Consider the following 15,874-nt stretch of genomic DNA (forward strand, 5'->3'; position numbering starts at 1 on the left):
GTTTCAGGTGCCGGTGCGCCGCTGACGTTCGGGTTTGGGTTCGGATTCGGGCTCGGCGTCGCTGGATTCGTCCAACGGCGCTTCGGCAGCGATTGGCTCTGCCGGCGCCGTTTCCACGACGACCTCGGGCGGGGCCGGCGCAGCCGACGGATCCGGCTGCACCATTTCCATGGCGATGTCGTTCTCGGGATCCACGCGCGGATCCAGCACTGCCGCCGCGGGCGAGCTTTGCAATGTGTCGGGCATGGGCACGAAGTGCGTCGGCGCCTCGTCCACCTGGTGCGCGCCGGTAACGCGCGTCGGCCGAACCTGCCAGACCAGAATCACGGCACACGCCGAGATGAACACGTAGTACATGGCGGGTCCGCCCAGCGACATCATCAGGCCCGCGATCATGGGACCGACACAGGCGCCCAGGCCATACGTCATCAGCAACACCGCCGACAGGCTGACGCGCCGTTCGGATTCGACGTGGTCGTTGGCAAATGCCGCGCCCAATGGATAGAGCGTGAACTGCAGGATGCCGAAGATGCAGGACATGGCCACCAGCGCCCAGAACGGCAACGCAATCCAGCCCCACATGACGGCGGGCAGCAAAACCAGCAGCAAGGCGTTGAAGCGGATGAGACCCGCGCGGTTGATGCGGTCGGACAGCCAGCCCATCGGCCACTGCGACAACAAGCCCGCGGTCACGGCGGCGGCGACGAAGATGGCGGCCTGCGACGTGGAGAGGCCATTCTTGGCGCCATAGACGGCGGCCAGGCCGTAAAACGCGCCGGACAGGTTGCCCGCCACGAAGAGTACGGTCATGGACAGCGGCACGCGCCGCATGAAGAACTTCACGTCCAGCGGCGCGGGCAGCGGCGTGGGCGGGTGAGACCGGGCGGTGACGGCAAGCGGCACGAGGCACAGCACGAGGCACATGGCGACCAGCGTGAGCGGGCGCAGGTCGAGCGTGGCGTAGGCAGTGAGGGCCAACTGGCCAAGCACGGTGCCCAGGCCGGAGACGACCATGTAGACAGAGAACACGCGGCCGCGCTGGTGGTTTTCGGTCTGTTCGTTGAGCCAGCTCTCGATGACCATGAATTCGGTCACCATGACGATGCCGGAGACGATGCGGAACACCAGCCACATGGGCATGGAGTCGACCAGCGTCTGCGCCAGGATCATGCTGGTGGCGATGGCCGCGCACGCGACGAACGCGCGGATGTGGCCGACGCGGATGATGAGCTTGTGTCCAAGCCGCGCGCCGCACACGAGCCCGAGGTAGTAGCCGGCGATCAGGGTGCCGATCCACACTTCGCTGACGGACTGCGCAGTCAGCCGCAGGCCCATGTAGGTATTGAAGAGACCCGTGCCGATAAGCATCAGCAAGGTCGCAAAATAAAGCGACGAAAACGAAGAGATCGTGGAGAGCATGGCGTCGACAACCGCTGCTGGCTTTCAGCGCCGCGGGCCGCCGGGGCGGCCCGCAACACTGGCGGTAAAACAGGAACCTGCGGGGATCAGGCTTGCGAGAGCATGGTGGCCGCGTCGCTGACTTCGAACTTGCCAGGCGCTTCCACGTTCAGTTGCTTCACAACGCCGTCGACGATCAGGGCGGAAAAGCGCTGCGCGCGCACGCCCATGCCGCGCTGGACGAGGTCCAGTTCCAGGCCGAGTTCCTTGGTCCACAGCGCGGAGCCGTCGGCCAGCATGCGAACCTTGCCGTCGGTCTTCTGTTCACGTCCCCAGGCGCCCATGACGAAGGCGTCGTTGACGGACACGCACCAGATTTCGTCGATGCCCTTGGCCTTGAGGGCGGCGGCCTGTTCGACATAGCCAGGCAGGTGCTTGGCCGAGCAGGTGGGCGTGAAGGCGCCCGGCACGGCAAACAGCGCGATGGTCTTGCCGCGGGTCAGGTCGGCAACCTGAAAAGCGTTGGGGCCGAGCGAGCAACCGGCGGTTTCGGTTTCGATGAATTCGGTCAACGTGCCATCGGGCACGCGGTCGCCGACTTTGATCGTCATGTAGATCTCCAGAATGAAAGGGGGCAATGCATTGAGGCAGGAACGCCTCACAGCCCCCATCATAGTTCGAGCGCGCCCGGCTTGCTGCCTTTGGCGGAAGGCGAAAAGAAGATGAACAGTTCGAAACGACTCCACACGGCGAGTACACGGGGAGGAAACGCGCGGTTGCCATAATGCCGTGGTAGACATCGCCCAATGCGGCCATGAGAGGCTGAGTGCCGCGGCGGGCCTCACCGGGAGACTTTCGATGCGCAAATTCCTGACCGGGCTGGCATTGACGCTGGCCGCTGCTGCCCCGGCGTGGGCGGCTCCCGATGCCGCGGAGCAGGCTCAATACGACTCCTTCGTTATCGCCGCTGGCGCTTCCAATGGCGCGGCGCGTGCTTGCGGAGCTTCAGAGCCTGATCTGGCGCAGCATCAGGAGACCGCTCGCAAGAATCTGACGCGGTATGCCGAGGAATATGGGTTTCCCACTGGCGGCTTCGATGCGGCGTTTGCGAAGGGGCAGGCCGACGGGAAGACGATGATGGAGGAGATGAAGCGGTCTGGGGTGGATGGGTGCCGGGGTGTGCTGGGCGGGTTTCAGAGCGAGCGGGTGATGAAGTACGAGGATATGAAGCGGGCGCTGGCGGAGGTTAGCGATGGGCTGCCGGGGGAGAAGGCTCGGTAATTCCTTGAAAGCCTGGGATCCTGGTTTGGATGATTTGAGTTCTTTAGACGCCCGGCACATCGGCCTTTCGGCGCGCGTGGGTCCACGATTGCGGCCCGGAGCCTTCGCTCCGGGCTTCCCCTTCGTCATCTTCGTTGTCGCCTTCGGCGACTGCCTTCAGATTCCCTCGGGCTTATCGACGCCCCACGCGCGCCGAAAGGCCGATGCACCGGGCTCTTGTTTCGAATGCTGGACATCGCTGGGGCGGCCGTGTTCTTGAGGTTCTAGCCGCGTTCCGTGAGCAATGGAAGATCTCGCGGTGCCCGCCCCCGGTCGGCCGCGCGGGCGGCCTTCGGGGGCTTACGCAGTGTCTTGCGTCGGCGTGTTGCCGCTGCGCATGTAGGGGTCTTCGCCCGCGGACTTGGATGTTTTACAACCCGTTCTGCTTGAACCAATCCAGCATTCGCGTCCACGCCTGTTCCGCTTCAGCCTTGCGGTACGACGGCCGATAGTCGGCGTGGAACGCGTGGCCCGCTTCGGGGTAGATGTCGATGCGGGAGGCCTTGGCGGCGGCGGAGCCCTTGGCGAGTTCGACGCGCATGCGGTCGACGTCGGCTTGGGAGATGCCGGCGTCCTTGCCGCCGTAGGCGCCGAGGACCGGGGCCTTCAGGTCGTTGACGATGACCAGCGCCGACTTGGGTTTGAGTTCGGTGGGGTCGCCCGCCAGCTGGCCGTACCAGGCGGCGCCGGCCTTGAGTTTGGGGTTGTGGGCGGCGTAGAGCCAGACCTGGCGGCCGCCCCAGCAGAAGCCCAGGATGCCCAGACGGTCGGGGTTGCCGCCGTTGGCGGCGGCCCAGGCGGCGGTGGCGTCCAGGTCGGCGATGACCTGTTTGTCCGGGACCTTGCTGACGATTTCGGCCTGCAGTTTGGGGATTTCGGTGTATTTGGACGGATCGCCCTGGCGTGCATAAAGTTCCGGCGCGATGGCGAGGTAACCCTGATGGGCCAGGCGCCGGCAGACGTCCTGGATGTATTCGTGCACGCCAAAGATTTCCTGGACGACGATGATCGTGGGCAGGTTCTTCTTGCCATCCGGCGCGGCGCGGAAGGCCGGGATCTTGCCGTCCGAGGTGGGGATTTCGATCTTGCCGGCCACGAGGCCCTTGGCGTCCGTGGTGATGGCGGTTTGCGCTGCCACCGGGCCTGCCGCCAGCGAGAAACCCGCCGCCGCGGTGGTGGCGAGAAAGCCTCGGCGGTCCAGCCGCAAGGGCGGGAGCAGGCTGTCGAAGTGCGCGTCGTCCTGGTCTTTCATCGAAAATCTCCTGGTAAAAGACGGGCACGGCGGGACGCGTCTCGCGTTCCTGCCTGGGCCTGCCGAGTTCACTTCAGGGAGAAGTCCACGCGTGAGGGTTGCCCCTCGTCCTTGATGCCATCGGCGTCCAGCTGCGGCGCAACGATGAACACGCGATCCGCGAGTCCTTCCTGGGCTTGCAACTTCTCATAAACCGCCTGCGCGCGGGCATCGGCCAATTGGCGCAGTTGCTCCTCGCCGACCGGAGCCGCCGCGCGCAGCATCGCTTCCATTTCAGCGGCGGGGATGGATTTGGCCATGCCGATGAAGTTGCGCGGTTTGTCCTTGAGGTCTGCGTCATCGTAGACGTCTTCCAGGTACTTGGCACGTTCCGCGCCGGAGACCGTGACGCCCTTCGGGTCGGGCTTCTTGCCGCGCGGCGCGACGTCGGCTGCCTTGGCGGCGCGGATCTTGGCGTCGACCCAGGCCTGGCGCAGGCCTTCGGTGTCGGTCTTGGGGTCTGCACGGCCGCTGATGTCCATCTTGAGGGCCGGGCGGTCGGTGAGCGCCTTGGTGAGGGTGTCGATGCGCTGAAGGGTGTCGTCGGTGAGGACGGCGCTGCCGGGCGCGAATTCGACATAGGACAGCTCCTCGCCGCCGCCGAACGCGGATGCGAGCAGGCTGAAGGGCGAGGTCACGGCCTTGACCACCAGATTCATCAGCACGCGCACGACGATGCCGCCGACCGAGAACTCGGGGTCGTCGAGCGAGCCGGCGATGGGCAGCCTGATGTCGATGTTGCCGCGCGAGTCCTTGAGCAGCGCGACGGCGAGCAGCACGGGCAGCTTGGTGGCGTCGGGGCTGTTGGTCTTGTCGCCGAAGGTGAGCTGGTTGAGCACGACGTGGTTGGAGGCCTGCAACGCACGGTTCTTGATCTTGTATTCCAGGTCGACCGAGAGCTTGCCGCGCTTGATGGGATAGCCGACGTACTTGGCCGAATAGGTGTTGAAGCGCGGCAGGTCGACGCCCTTGGCGGAGGCCTTCAGGTCCAGGGAGAGGTATTGGGCGAAGGGCTGCACGACGCCGCTGATGGAGAGCGGCGCGGTGGTGTACACCCGTCCCGTGACCTTGACCTTGGCGGGCTGGGGATTGGTGGAGGAGACGGCCGTGATGTCGCCTTCGATGCTGGACAGTTCGGCGACGTAGTTGGGTTTGACGAAGCGGTCGGTGAAGGTCATGCGGCCGCGGGTCAGCGTGACGCTGTTGACCGAGATGTCGGGCATCGCGCTGGCTCCGCGGCCCTTGCCGGAGGCAGCGGACGCCGCGGCGGCAGGCGGTGCAGCAGGCGTATCGGCGCTGCGGCCGGGGGTCTGCGTGTCCTGCGTGATGGAACCGCCGGCCTGTCCGGGCGCGGCCACCAGGTCCATGACGTTGAGCCGTCCTTGCGCATTGAGCAGGATGCGGCCGTAGAAGTCTTCGAGGACGATGTCGCCCAGTTTGGCGCCGATCTTGTCGCCCGCCACGGAGATGTCCATGCCGGTGAAACCCAGGCGCTTCCAGTTCAGGAAGTCGTCCTTGTTGACGCGGTCCTGCAGATCCAGGTCGGTGACGTCGACGGCGCCCTTCCAGACGGCCTTCATCGGCGCGTTGCCGGCGGCGGCGGTGAATTCGGCGTTGCCCTTGGCGCCCAGCGTGACCGCGCGGACCGTGGCGTTCAGGCTGGAGGCGAAGTACGGCGCGAAGCTGGCGACGTTCAGGCCGGACAGGTCGACGGCGGTCTTGAGCGTGAGCGGCTGTGGCGTGAAGACGCCTTTGAGATCCAGCTTGCCGTCGCCCTGGACGCCAGCGGCGGCCACCGTGAAATTGCTGGGACCGGGCCCGAGAGCGAGGCGGTCGGCGGTGATTCGCAACGACTGCATCGCGACGTCCAGCGCGGGCTTGAGCGATTCGTCGCGCGCCTTGAACTGGGTCAGGTCGGCCTGGACGGCCGTGGCGGACGCGTCGATCGCGCCGCCCTTTTCACGCACATGGAGCTGCGCGGTGGCGCCCAGCCGGCCATCGAGCAGGGTGATGGGCGCGGCGCTGCGAACGGCCGGCGCCAGCGGCGCCAGCGCGACGTTGCCCAGGCGCACGTTCATGTCGAGCGACAGCGGCTTGATGACCAGCGGCCCTTTGGCGCGCAGCCAGCCGCCGTCGGTGCTGTTGTCCATGGTCAGCCACAGGTTGATGGGCCGGTCCGGCTGCTGCGGCAGTTCCACGCCTTCGACGGTGGCGGCCAGGCCGGTCATCACGTAGTCGAGCTTGCTGACCGCGTCGGTGACGTAGACCTCCCCTTCGTGCAGGTTGAAGGCATCGAGGGTGACCTTCCATTCAGCAGGCGCGGGGGTTGGCGTGGGGGTTGGCGCGGCGGCCGAAGCCGCGGCGGTCTGGTCAGCGGGTAGTTGCGCGCCAGGTGATTGTCCAGTGGGTGATTGTCCGGCGGGGGCTGGCGTCGAAGCCGATTGCGTAGCCGGAGCCTGCGCCTCGGGCGCGCCCGGCGTCCCGCTAGCAGCCAATGGCTTCAAGCCGCTGGCCTTGCGCATTTCATCGCGCACGGGCGTCGCCGTCTGCTCCACCCCGCCCAGCGCCTTCAGCCCGGCGACAACATCCTGCCAGTTCAGATGTTCATTGGCATGACGCCGCACGTGAATCTGCGGCGCCCACAGCCCGACCTCGCCAATGTAGACCTGTCGCGCGATGGGCTCCAGTTCCAGCCGGCTGACGGTCAACGCGCTCCACGCGGCCAGATTGCCGCCGGACGGATCCCGCACGTCCAGGCGGCGCAAGCCCAGGTCGCCGACGACGCGGATCTTGGGCGGCGCGTCCTTGGGCTGCTCGAAAACGACCTGCAGGTTCGAATCAAGCAGCGCGCTATCGACCTTGAACGGCAGCGGCATGGGCCAGACGTCGGCCCACTTTTCGAGCTGCAGGCCATCGAAAGCGACGCGTAGCGTAGACGAGGGCACTACGTCGAACGGGCGCGCCACACCGGTCAGGTCGAACGGACTGCCGTTGATGCGCAGGTGCAGGCGCGGCTGCACGTCGATGTCGGTGGCATAGCCGAAGGTCGAGATAAACGGGATGCCGATGGCGAACTCGTCCACGACCTGCTTGCGGCCGGTGACCTTGTCGTCCAGCGTGATCGTGCCGTTCTCGATCACCATGTTGTTGAGCGAGAAACGCGGCAGCCCTTCGTCCGGCTTGGGCGGCTCGTCGGGCTTGGCGGCGGCCAATTCGGCGACGCGTTGTTCTATGTCAGAGAAATTGAAGCGCAGGACGTCTTCGCGGACGATGGCAATGTTAGGCTGCCGCAGCGTCAGACGATCGACCACCGGCGCGAACCAGAACAGCGATGTCCACGATGCGCTGGCATCCAGTTCGGCCAAGGTCAGCAGCGGCGTCTGCGCGCCGGGCTGCGCCACGGCCAGGTCTTGCGCGCGGACGGTCAGCGTGAAGGGATTGAACGTGATCTTGCCGACGGAAACGTCGCGCCCGATCATCTTCGAGACATCGTCGGTCAGGACGCCGTGCAGCACCTTCGGCACTTGCCAGGCGGCAACGCCAAACAGAATCAGCACGAACGCCACAATACCCAGGAGAATCTTGCCGGCGCGTCGGGTGAACCGTAGCTTGGGCATCCGCACGGGCATTGAAAGTCTCCTGATACATATTGAAGGCGATCCAACCTTCCTCTGACTGCAGGCGCGATTATCGCGCCCCCTTTAACGCTCGTCTATCATAGGCGGAACAGCGGACCCAGCCGGCCTGCCCGGCCCCGCTCTTTTCATTCATTAACAATTCTTGATCCCGATTTCCATGTCCGAGACCACCCCCACCTTGAGTCACCTGGACGAAGCCGGCCAGGTCCGCATGGTCGACGTCATCGCCAAGACGGATACCGAGCGCGTGGCGGTCGCCGCCGCCAGCATCCGCATGAACGCCGTGGCCTACGGCCTCCTGACCCAGCCGGGCCAGGGCAAGGGAGAGGTGCTGAACACGGCGCGCGTGGCCGCGATTCTGGCCGCCAAGCGCTGCGCCGACATGATCCCCCTGTGCCACAGCCTGCCGCTGTCCTTCGTCGGCGTGGAGTTCTCGCTGGACGACGCCGAGCATCGCATCGACATCCTGTCCACCTGCCGCACCAGCTACAAGACGGGCGTCGAAATGGAAGCCATGATGGCGTGCAGCGTGGCCGCGCTGACCATCTACGACATGTGCAAGGCGGCCGACAAAGGCATCGTGATCGAACAAGTTCGCCTTAAGTACAAGGCGGGAGGTAAAAGCGGTGAATGGCGCAACGATTAATCTGCTGTATTTCGCGCGCGTGGCCGAACTGGTCGGCAAGCGCACCGAAACCTGGCCCGTGCAGGGCGAATCCACCGGCGTGCAGCTGCTGGCCGCGCTGGGCGAACGCTATCCCCAGCTGGAACCGGCCACGCGCCTGAAGCTGGCCATCAACCAGACGCACGCCAAGCCCACAGCCCCGATCCGCGCCGGCGACGAAGTCGCGGTATTCGAACCGGTCACGGGGGGCTGACGCCATGATCCGCGTCCAGGAAGCCGACTTCGACGGCGCGGCGCTCACCGCCGCGCTGCGGGAATCCGCCGGCCCCGGGGTGGGCGGCATCGTGACCTTCGTGGGCTATGTGCGCGACTACGCGCCGGACACGCCCACCGACACGCTCTATCTTGAACACTACCCAGGCATGTGCGAGCGCGAGCTCGAAGACATCGCCGCCACGGCGCGCGCGCGCTGGAATCTGGCCGGCACGGTCATCGTGCACCGCGTGGGCGCGCTGCACCGCAATGCGCAGATCGTGTTCGTGGCGGCGGCCAGCGCCCATCGCGGCGACGCCTTCCGCGGCTGCGAATACATCATCGACGCGCTCAAGACGCGCGCGCCCTTCTGGAAGCGCGAAACCCTGGCGGGCGGCGACAGCTTCTGGGTGGAACAGCGCCAATCCGACCAGGACCGCACGGATGCCTGGGACGAAGACACTGCCGACAAAAAGGAAAATCCATGAGCGAAGCCATCCCGGTCCCGTTGGGCTGCGGCGTACTGACGATCAGCGACACCCGCAGCGCGGGCGATGACACGTCCGGCAACCTGCTTGCGCACAGCCTGGCGCAAGCTGGCCACCAGTGCGTGCGGCGCGACATCGTGCGCGACGACATCTACCAGATCCGCCGCATCATCAGCGACTGGATCGCCGACCCCGAGGTGCAGGTCATCCTGACCACCGGCGGCACGGGTTTCTCGCATCGGGATCACACGCCGCAGGCCATCCTGCCGCTGCTGGATCGCGAGATTCCTGGCTTCGGCGAACTGTTCCGCCAGATTTCCTACACCGAGATTGGCAGCTCCACGATCCAGTCGCGCGCGTTCGCGGGGTCGGCCAACCAGACGCTGATCTTCTGCCTGCCGGGCTCGAACAACGCGTGCGACACCGCCTGGACCAAGATCCTGCGCGAGCAGCTCGACAGCGGCCACGGCCCCTGCAATTTCGCCTCACAGTTCAAGAACCGCGAAGAAGAAGCCTGACCCATGCTGGATTTCGATCAAGCCCAGACCCTGCTGGCCAACGCCGGCGCCCCCCTCCAACGTATCGAGCACGTCGACCTGGCGAATGCCAGCGGCCGCGTGCTTGCCACGCATCTTGACGCCACGGTGGACATTCCGCCGGCCGACAACAGCGCCATGGACGGCTACGCGCTGCGCCTTTCCGACTGGAGTCCCGAGGCCCGCCTGCCCATCCAGCAGCGCTGCTATGCGGGCGACGTGCCCGAGCCCCTGAAGCCCGGCAACGCCATCCGCCTCTTCACGGGCAGCGTGATTCCGGCGGGCGCCGACGTGGTCGTCATGCAGGAAGACACCACCGAAGCCGACAATCACGTGCAGATCTCGCGCGAACCCCGGCCCGGCCAGCACATCCGCCGCCGCGGCGAAGACACGATGGCCGGCGCCGCGCTGCTGCCGGCAGGCACCCTGCTGCAGGCCGCGCACGTCGCCCTGCTGGCCTCGCAAGGCATGGCCACCGTGCCCGTCTACGGCCAGTTGCGCGTCGGCATCCTGACCACGGGCGACGAACTCGTCCTGCCGGGCCAGCCGCGCGCCACGGAACAGATCTACAACTCGAACGGCCCGATGCTGGCGGCGATGGTGCGCGGCATGAGCGCCCTGCCCGTTCACGTGCTGCACGCGCGCGACACCGAGGCCGACCTGCAGGCCGCCTTCAAGACCCTGCTGGCCGATTGCGATCTGGTCCTGAGCGTGGGCGGCGTGTCGGTGGGCGAGCGCGATCTGGTCAAGCCCGCGCTTGCCGCGCTGGGCGGCGAGCTGTCGTTGTGGAAGGTGCGCATGAAGCCCGGCAAGCCGGTGGCGCTGGCGCAGATCGACGGCAAGCCCGTGGTCAGCCTGCCCGGCAACCCAGTGTCGGCCTATGCCGTGTTTGCCACGCTGGTAACGCCGCTGATGCGCCGCATGCAGGGCCGCGAAGACATCTTCCCGCCGGTCAGCCAATTGCCGCTGCGCACCGCGCAGCCGCGCCAGGATGCTCGTGAAGAATTCCTGCGTGTGCAATGCCGCGTGGCGGACGAAGGCGGCAGCGAGCTCGTGCCGTACGGCCATCAGGGGTCGGGCGTGATCAGCTCATTGCCGTGGTCCACCGGCTTGGCGCGTCTGCCGGCGGATGTGCTGGTGCAGGACCGCGACGCAGTTTCGTACTACGACCTGCGTCACTGGCTGGCGTAGCGTTCGGCCAGCGCCAGATCTTCTGGCGTGTTGACGTTCATGAAGGCATGCGGCGGCGCGTCGTCGAAGTTCGCTTCGACCGCGCCCGCCCTTGCCTGCCACAGCCCGACCTTGCGGTCGCCGCCGCGCAGGTAGGCCAGCAATTCAGGTAGCAATGCCGTGTGCAGCGCCATACAGGCGGAATGCCGCTGGCCTTGAGCGACGGCGTAGGCCATCGGCGCACTGGCCGCACGCGCCGCACCGATCAGGCGGACTGCCAGGTCGGCAGGCACGAACGGGGTGTCGCAGGGGGTGACGGTCAGCCATTGCGGCGTGGCGGCGCCTTGCACAGACACCGCCGACAACGCCGCCGCGATGCCCACCAATGGGCCTTGCCATTCACCCAGTTCAGGCGCGCCGTCCGCAACAACCTCGCCGTACTGCGCATACACAGGTGCATGCCGGTTCGCGCTGATGATCAGGCGTCCAACCTGCGGGGCCAGGCAACGTGCCACATGCGCCACCATCGGCTCGCCGCGCAGGACGACCAGCCCTTTGTCCTGCCCGTTCATGCGGGAACCCAGGCCGCCGGCCAGGATCAGCCCGGCGACGTCGACGCGTGCCAATGAAGATTCAACCACCGATGTAGCTCATCTCGATCTTGCGCGACGGATCCGCCATGTTGCGGCCACGCAGTTCGGAATAGTTGTCGCCGCGCGCGGACCAGATGCCCGCCAGGATGCGCGCCAGTTCTTCGTCCGACGCGCCGTCGCGCAACGGGGCGCGCAGGTCGTGGCCTTCGTGGGCGAAGAGGCACATATAGAGCTTGCCTTCGGGCGACAGGCGCGCCCGCGTACAGCCGCCGCAGAACGCGTGCGTGACGCTGGAGATGACGCCGATCTCGCCGCCGCCGTCCACATAGCGCCAGCGTTCGGCCACGCGGCCCATTTCCACGGATTCCACAGGTTCCAGCGGATGCACGGCGCCGATGCGGTCCAGCACTTCACGCGACGGCACGACTTCGTCGAGGTTCCAGCCGTTGCTGTTGCCCACGTCCATGTATTCGATGAAACGCAGGATGTGGCCGCTGTGGCGGAAGCGCTCGGCCATCGGCAGGATCTGCCCGTCGTTCAGCCCCTTGCGCACCACCATGTTGACCTTGACGGGCGCAAGACCCGCGTCCGCCGCGGCATCGATGCCGCGCAGCACGTCGTCCGGCGTGAAGCCGCTGTCGCTCATGCCCTGGAACATGGCCGCATCCAGCGCATCCAGGCTGACCGTCACGCGCGTGAGCCCGGCGCTTTTCAGCGCGGCGGCCTTGCGCGCAAGCACGCTGCCGTTGGTGGTGAGCGTCAGGTCCAGCGGCCGGCCCTGCGGCGTGCGCAGGTCGGCCAGCATGCCGACCAGGTTTTCGATGTGCTTGCGCAGCAGCGGCTCGCCGCCGGTCAGGCGAATCTTTTCGACGCCCAACTGCGTGAAGATGCCGGCCAGCCGGCTGATTTCCTCGAAGGACAGCAGCGCCGAATGCGGCATGAAACTGTAGCTGCTGTCGAAGACCTCGCGCGGCATGCAGTACGTGCACCGGAAGTTGCAGCGGTCGGTGACGGAAATGCGCAAATCGCGCAGCGGACGCGCGCGCTGGTCCAGCGCGGGCTGCCCGGGCGGCGGCAGTTCCCCGGGCGCCACGGAAAGCGGCGCGCCGCGGTGATCGGCAAGGAAAATCACTTTGCTCATTGGCACATCATATCCCGGCGGATCGCGGCGCGCGTTCACGGGGAAAAGCCTCTTCCAAAGTCTGCAGCCGGCCGGTATCGCGGGCGTCGTAGCCGACGAGCTGCCCCACGTAACCGACATAGTCCGGACCGCGCATGATGGACAGCAAATCCTGCATGGCCGGCGTGTCCAAAGACGCCTTGCGGATGGCGAAGAAATAGCGCTCGCGCACGAGCGGAATGAAGTCCAGTCCGAAGCGGCACGCCGCGGTCTCCACGCCCACGCCCGTGTCGGCCATGCCGCTGGCAATGTGGGCGGCGATCGCCATGTGGGTGAATTCGTTGGTCTCGTAGCCCTGCACTTCGCCGATCGACACGCCGGCGCGCTGCAACATCAGGCCGACCAGATATCTCGTGCTGGAACCGATCTGCCGGTTCACAAAGCGCACGTCGCGGCGCGCCAGGTCCGCCATGCCGCGGATCTGCTTGGGATTGCCGGCGGTGACGAAGAGGCCCGTATTGCGCACGGCCAGGTGGATCAGCATGTAGTCGTCCGCATGCAGCCATTGCGCGTAGCGTTCCATGATGGGCGATTCAAAATCGCCCAGCGGCACCTGAAAACCGGCCAGGTCGCATTCGTGCCGTTCCAGCGACGCCAGCGCCTCGATCGCCGTGCGATACCGCAGTTCCAGCCCCGGCGTGCGGCCGCTCATGTGCTGCATCAGCGATTCCACCGCAAACCCGTGACTGGCGTGCAGACGCAGGTGCGGGCCGCTTTCGGGCAGCAGGCGTTCCAGCTCTTCCTGCAGTTCGGACGCCATGCTGTCCAGCGTGGGCATCAGCCGCGCCTCGATGCGGCGGTTGGCCCACAGCAGGCGTTGCGCGAAGGGCGATAGCTGTGTGCCCTGGCGGCGGTTGGTGATGAGCAGCTGCGTGCCGAAGATGGACTCGAAGCGCCGCAACACGCCCCAGGCGTGACGGTACGACAGACCACAGGCGCGGCAGGCGCCCGAGATGTTGCCGGTGGCGTCGATGGCCGCCAGCAGCGCAAGCATGTCCTGCAACGGCACGGGGGATGCCTCGTCGTCTCCGCCCAATGTCCATTGCGGCCGCAGGCCGATTCGGAACTTATATGTCATTTATTTCTTATTGAAGGCGTTCAAGTACCTCGTTAGAGTACACAAATAACGCGGCGGATGCGTGATTTATATGTTTTTTTAAACATATTAATTGACCGTGATCCAGCCGGCACATAAGCCCCCGTTGACGGGGTCATGCAACACAGGAGGAGACCGACGTGCACCTGCGCGAGGCAAAATCCGATCTGGCATCCAGCGGTGGGGCCCGGGGCGGCAAGCTGGCCCTGGACGCCGCCCAGGCATCCACCACCCCGGCCATCGCGGCCACGGCCCGCATCCTTGCCCGGCTGCAAGACCAGCCCGGCCCGCTGCTCCCGGTGCTGCACGCGGTCCAGCACGAACTGGGCTGTATTCCGGCCGAGGCGGTGCAAACCATCGCCGAGGCCCTGAACCTCTCCCGCGCCGAAGTCCACGGCGTCATCACGTTCTACCCCCATTTCCGCACCGAGCCGGCCGCGCGCCACACGCTCGAGGTCTGCCGGGCCGAGGCCTGTCAGTCCATGGGCGGCGAACGTCTGGCCGCCCACGCGCGCACTGCGCTGGGCTGTGATTTCCACGGCAGCACGCCAGACGGCAACTTCACGCTGGAGCCGGTGTATTGCCTGGGCCTGTGCGCGCAGTCGCCCGCCGTCATGATCGACGGCCAGCCGCACGCCCGCGTCACAGAAGCCAAACTGGACCGCCTGCTGGCCCGCACGCTGGAGGACACGCCATGAGCGCCCCCGTCGTCATCTACGTGCCGCGCGACGCCGCGGCGCTGGCCATGGACGCCGACACCGTGGCCCGCGACATCGAACGCACGGCCGACCAGCGCGGCCTGTCCGTGCAGGTGGTGCGCAACGGCTCGCGCGGCCTGCTGTGGCTGGAACCCCTGGTCGAAATCGCCACGCCGCAAGGCCGCATCGCCTACGGTCCGGTGCAGCCGGAAGACGTGGCGTCGCTGTTCGACGCCGGCTGGCTGACGGGCGGCGACCATGCGCTGCGCCTGGGCCTGACCGAGGAAATCCCCTACCTCAAGCATCAAGAGCGCCTGACGTTCGCCCGCGTCGGCGTGATCGATCCGCTGTCCTTGCAGGACTACGCCGCACATGGCGGGCTGCAGGGCTTAAAGCGAGCGCTGGCCATGGCGCCCGCGCAGATCGTCGACGAAATGGTGGAATCCGGCCTGCGCGGCCGCGGCGGCGCGGCGTTTCCCACCGGCATCAAATGGAAGACCGTGGCGGGCACGCCCGGCGACACCAAGTACATCGTCTGCAACGCCGACGAAGGCGACTCCGGCACCTTTGCCGACCGCCTGCTGATGGAAGGCGACCCTTACGTCCTGATCGAAGGCATGACGATCGCGGGCCTGGCGGTCGGCGCGACCTACGGCTACATCTACGTCCGGTCCGAATACCCGCACGCCATCGCCACGCTTGAAGCCGCCATCGAACGCGCCCGCAGCGTCGGCTGGCTGGGCGACGACGTGCACGGCAGCGGCCGCCGTTTCGACCTGGAAGTGCGCAAGGGCGCCGGGGCCTACATCTGCGGCGAAGAAACCTCGTTGCTGGAAAGCCTGGAGGGCAAGCGCGGCGTGGTCCGCGCCAAGCCGCCGCTACCCGCCATCTCGGGCCTGTTCGGCAAGCCCACCGTCATCAACAACGTGATTTCGCTGGCCACCGTGCCGATCATTCTGGCCAAGGGCGCGGCGTACTACCGCGACTATGGCGTAGGCCGTTCGCACGGCACGCTGCCGTTCCAACTGGCCGGCAACCTCAAGCAAGGCGGGCTGGTGGAAAAGGCCTTTGGTTTGAGCCTGCGCGATCTGCTGTATGAATTCGGCGGCGGCAGCGCGTCCGGCAGGCCGCTGCGCGCGGTTCAGGTGGGTGGCCCGCTGGGCGCCTATCTGCCCGAATCGCAATGGGACGTGCCGCTGGACTACGAGGCCTACATCCAGATATCGGCCATGATCGGCCATGGCGGCCTTGTCGCCTTCGACGACACCGTGGACATGGCGCGCATGGCGCGCTACGCCATGGAGTTCTGCGCCATCGAGTCCTGTGGCAAGTGCACGCCCTGCCGCATTGGGTCCACGCGCGGCATGGAAACCATCGACAAGATCGCCGCTGGCGGTCAAAGCCGCGACCAGCGCGAGCAGCAGGTGCATCTGCTGCGCGACCTGTGCGACACGATGCTTGGCGGTTCGCTGTGCGCGCTGGGGGGCATGGCGCCCTACCCGGTGCTGTCCGCGCTGAACCATTTTCCGCAGGACTTCGGCATCGAGTCCTCCCAGTCTGCCGCCCACGTGGCCTGAACCCGAGACCGC

15 protein-coding genes are annotated in these 15,874 nt (G+C 66.5%); 8 read left to right on the plus strand and 7 right to left on the minus strand.

All coding sequences use genetic code 11. The features are described from left to right. Positions 1–3: 3 nt before the first annotated feature. Both CLM73_RS22065 and CLM73_RS22070 read right to left on the minus strand, forming a co-directional pair. Positions 4–1,419 (minus strand): MFS transporter, encoded by a 1,416-nt coding sequence (locus CLM73_RS22065; protein WP_105240242.1) that lies wholly within the window; start codon positions 1,417–1,419, stop codon positions 4–6. An 86-nt stretch (positions 1,420–1,505) separates the two neighbouring features. Continuing rightward, on the minus strand, positions 1,506–2,009 hold the full coding sequence (locus CLM73_RS22070) for a peroxiredoxin (protein ID WP_105240243.1): 504 nt from the start codon (positions 2,007–2,009) through the stop codon (positions 1,506–1,508). Between the two features lie 247 nt (positions 2,010–2,256). On the opposite strand from CLM73_RS22070, the gene CLM73_RS22075 reads away from it, so the two are divergent. Continuing rightward, positions 2,257–2,679, plus strand: a complete 423-nt coding sequence (locus CLM73_RS22075; protein ID WP_105241660.1) for a hypothetical protein — start codon at positions 2,257–2,259, stop codon at positions 2,677–2,679. A 409-nt stretch (positions 2,680–3,088) separates the two neighbouring features. Here CLM73_RS22075 and CLM73_RS22080 read toward each other — a convergent pair whose 3' ends face one another. Continuing rightward, a complete protein-coding gene (locus CLM73_RS22080; RefSeq protein ID WP_105240244.1) occupies positions 3,089–3,970 on the minus strand; it encodes a dienelactone hydrolase family protein in 882 nt (293 codons plus the stop codon). A 68-nt stretch (positions 3,971–4,038) separates the two neighbouring features. Beyond that, complete coding sequence (locus CLM73_RS22085) at positions 4,039–7,638, minus strand: DUF748 domain-containing protein (RefSeq protein ID WP_105240245.1); 3,600 nt, start codon at positions 7,636–7,638, stop codon at positions 4,039–4,041. A 166-nt stretch (positions 7,639–7,804) separates the two neighbouring features. Between CLM73_RS22085 and moaC the strand changes: the two genes are divergently transcribed. Genes moaC through glp form a run of 5 tightly spaced genes read left to right on the plus strand, consistent with a single transcriptional unit; the run spans position 7,805 to position 10,739 of the window. Then, on the plus strand, positions 7,805–8,293 hold the full coding sequence (gene moaC, locus CLM73_RS22090; protein ID WP_105240246.1) for a cyclic pyranopterin monophosphate synthase MoaC: 489 nt from the start codon (positions 7,805–7,807) through the stop codon (positions 8,291–8,293). Continuing rightward, positions 8,274–8,525, plus strand: coding sequence for a MoaD/ThiS family protein (locus CLM73_RS22095; protein WP_105240247.1), 252 nt, complete (start codon positions 8,274–8,276; stop codon positions 8,523–8,525). The genes moaC and CLM73_RS22095 overlap by 20 nt, the downstream gene beginning before the upstream one ends. 4 nt (positions 8,526–8,529) lie before the next feature. Beyond that, a complete protein-coding gene (locus tag CLM73_RS22100) occupies positions 8,530–9,012 on the plus strand; it encodes a molybdenum cofactor biosynthesis protein MoaE (RefSeq protein ID WP_105240248.1) in 483 nt (160 codons plus the stop codon). Further along, the gene (gene moaB / locus CLM73_RS22105; RefSeq protein ID WP_105240249.1) at positions 9,009–9,530 is read left to right on the plus strand and encodes a molybdenum cofactor biosynthesis protein B; all 522 of its coding nucleotides are present in this window, start codon (positions 9,009–9,011) and stop codon (positions 9,528–9,530) included. The genes CLM73_RS22100 and moaB overlap by 4 nt, the downstream gene beginning before the upstream one ends. Before the next feature lie 3 nt (positions 9,531–9,533). Beyond that, positions 9,534–10,739 (plus strand): gephyrin-like molybdotransferase Glp, encoded by a 1,206-nt coding sequence (glp, locus tag CLM73_RS22110; protein ID WP_105240250.1) that lies wholly within the window; start codon positions 9,534–9,536, stop codon positions 10,737–10,739. On the opposite strand, the gene mobA is transcribed toward glp, so the two are convergent. The 3 genes from mobA to CLM73_RS22125 form a co-directional block, all read right to left on the minus strand. Next, entirely contained in the window at positions 10,724–11,290 is a 567-nt protein-coding gene (gene mobA, locus CLM73_RS22115) for a molybdenum cofactor guanylyltransferase MobA (protein WP_234015922.1), read from the minus strand. The genes glp and mobA overlap by 16 nt on opposite strands. 61 nt (positions 11,291–11,351) lie before the next feature. Next, positions 11,352–12,452, minus strand: a complete 1,101-nt coding sequence (gene moaA / locus CLM73_RS22120; protein ID WP_105241661.1) for a GTP 3',8-cyclase MoaA — start codon at positions 12,450–12,452, stop codon at positions 11,352–11,354. Positions 12,453–12,459: 7 nt separating this feature from the next. After that, on the minus strand, positions 12,460–13,569 hold the full coding sequence (locus CLM73_RS22125) for a substrate-binding domain-containing protein (RefSeq protein ID WP_105240252.1): 1,110 nt from the start codon (positions 13,567–13,569) through the stop codon (positions 12,460–12,462). Between the two features lie 158 nt (positions 13,570–13,727). On the opposite strand from CLM73_RS22125, the gene CLM73_RS22130 reads away from it, so the two are divergent. Further along, positions 13,728–14,285, plus strand: a complete 558-nt coding sequence (locus tag CLM73_RS22130) for a formate dehydrogenase subunit gamma (RefSeq protein WP_056571757.1) — start codon at positions 13,728–13,730, stop codon at positions 14,283–14,285. After that, positions 14,282–15,862 (plus strand): formate dehydrogenase beta subunit, encoded by a 1,581-nt coding sequence (locus CLM73_RS22135; protein ID WP_105240253.1) that lies wholly within the window; start codon positions 14,282–14,284, stop codon positions 15,860–15,862. The genes CLM73_RS22130 and CLM73_RS22135 overlap by 4 nt, the downstream gene beginning before the upstream one ends. Positions 15,863–15,874 lie beyond the last annotated feature (12 nt).

Origin of the sequence: Achromobacter spanius (assembly GCF_002966795.1) — a bacterium.
GTDB lineage: Bacteria > Pseudomonadota > Gammaproteobacteria > Burkholderiales > Burkholderiaceae_B > Achromobacter > Achromobacter spanius_D.

What these genes read in the sequence shown, in the direction of transcription:
- CLM73_RS22080 (WP_105240244.1), bottom strand. Translation starts at nt 3,970, where the DNA reads ATGAAAGACCAGGACGACGCGCACTTCGACAGCCTGCTCCCGCCCTTG.
- CLM73_RS22070 (WP_105240243.1), bottom strand. Translation starts at nt 2,009, where the DNA reads ATGACGATCAAAGTCGGCGACCGCGTGCCCGATGGCACGTTGACCGAA.
- moaC (WP_105240246.1), top strand. Translation starts at nt 7,805, where the DNA reads ATGTCCGAGACCACCCCCACCTTGAGTCACCTGGACGAAGCCGGCCAG.
- glp (WP_105240250.1), top strand. Translation starts at nt 9,534, where the DNA reads ATGCTGGATTTCGATCAAGCCCAGACCCTGCTGGCCAACGCCGGCGCC.
- moaA (WP_105241661.1), bottom strand. Translation starts at nt 12,452, where the DNA reads ATGAGCAAAGTGATTTTCCTTGCCGATCACCGCGGCGCGCCGCTTTCC.
- CLM73_RS22075 (WP_105241660.1), top strand. Translation starts at nt 2,257, where the DNA reads ATGCGCAAATTCCTGACCGGGCTGGCATTGACGCTGGCCGCTGCTGCC.
- CLM73_RS22085 (WP_105240245.1), bottom strand. Translation starts at nt 7,638, where the DNA reads ATGCCCGTGCGGATGCCCAAGCTACGGTTCACCCGACGCGCCGGCAAG.
- CLM73_RS22135 (WP_105240253.1), top strand. Translation starts at nt 14,282, where the DNA reads ATGAGCGCCCCCGTCGTCATCTACGTGCCGCGCGACGCCGCGGCGCTG.
- mobA (WP_234015922.1), bottom strand. Translation starts at nt 11,290, where the DNA reads ATGAACGGGCAGGACAAAGGGCTGGTCGTCCTGCGCGGCGAGCCGATG.
- CLM73_RS22100 (WP_105240248.1), top strand. Translation starts at nt 8,530, where the DNA reads ATGATCCGCGTCCAGGAAGCCGACTTCGACGGCGCGGCGCTCACCGCC.
- CLM73_RS22065 (WP_105240242.1), bottom strand. Translation starts at nt 1,419, where the DNA reads ATGCTCTCCACGATCTCTTCGTTTTCGTCGCTTTATTTTGCGACCTTG.
- moaB (WP_105240249.1), top strand. Translation starts at nt 9,009, where the DNA reads ATGAGCGAAGCCATCCCGGTCCCGTTGGGCTGCGGCGTACTGACGATC.
- CLM73_RS22125 (WP_105240252.1), bottom strand. Translation starts at nt 13,569, where the DNA reads ATGACATATAAGTTCCGAATCGGCCTGCGGCCGCAATGGACATTGGGC.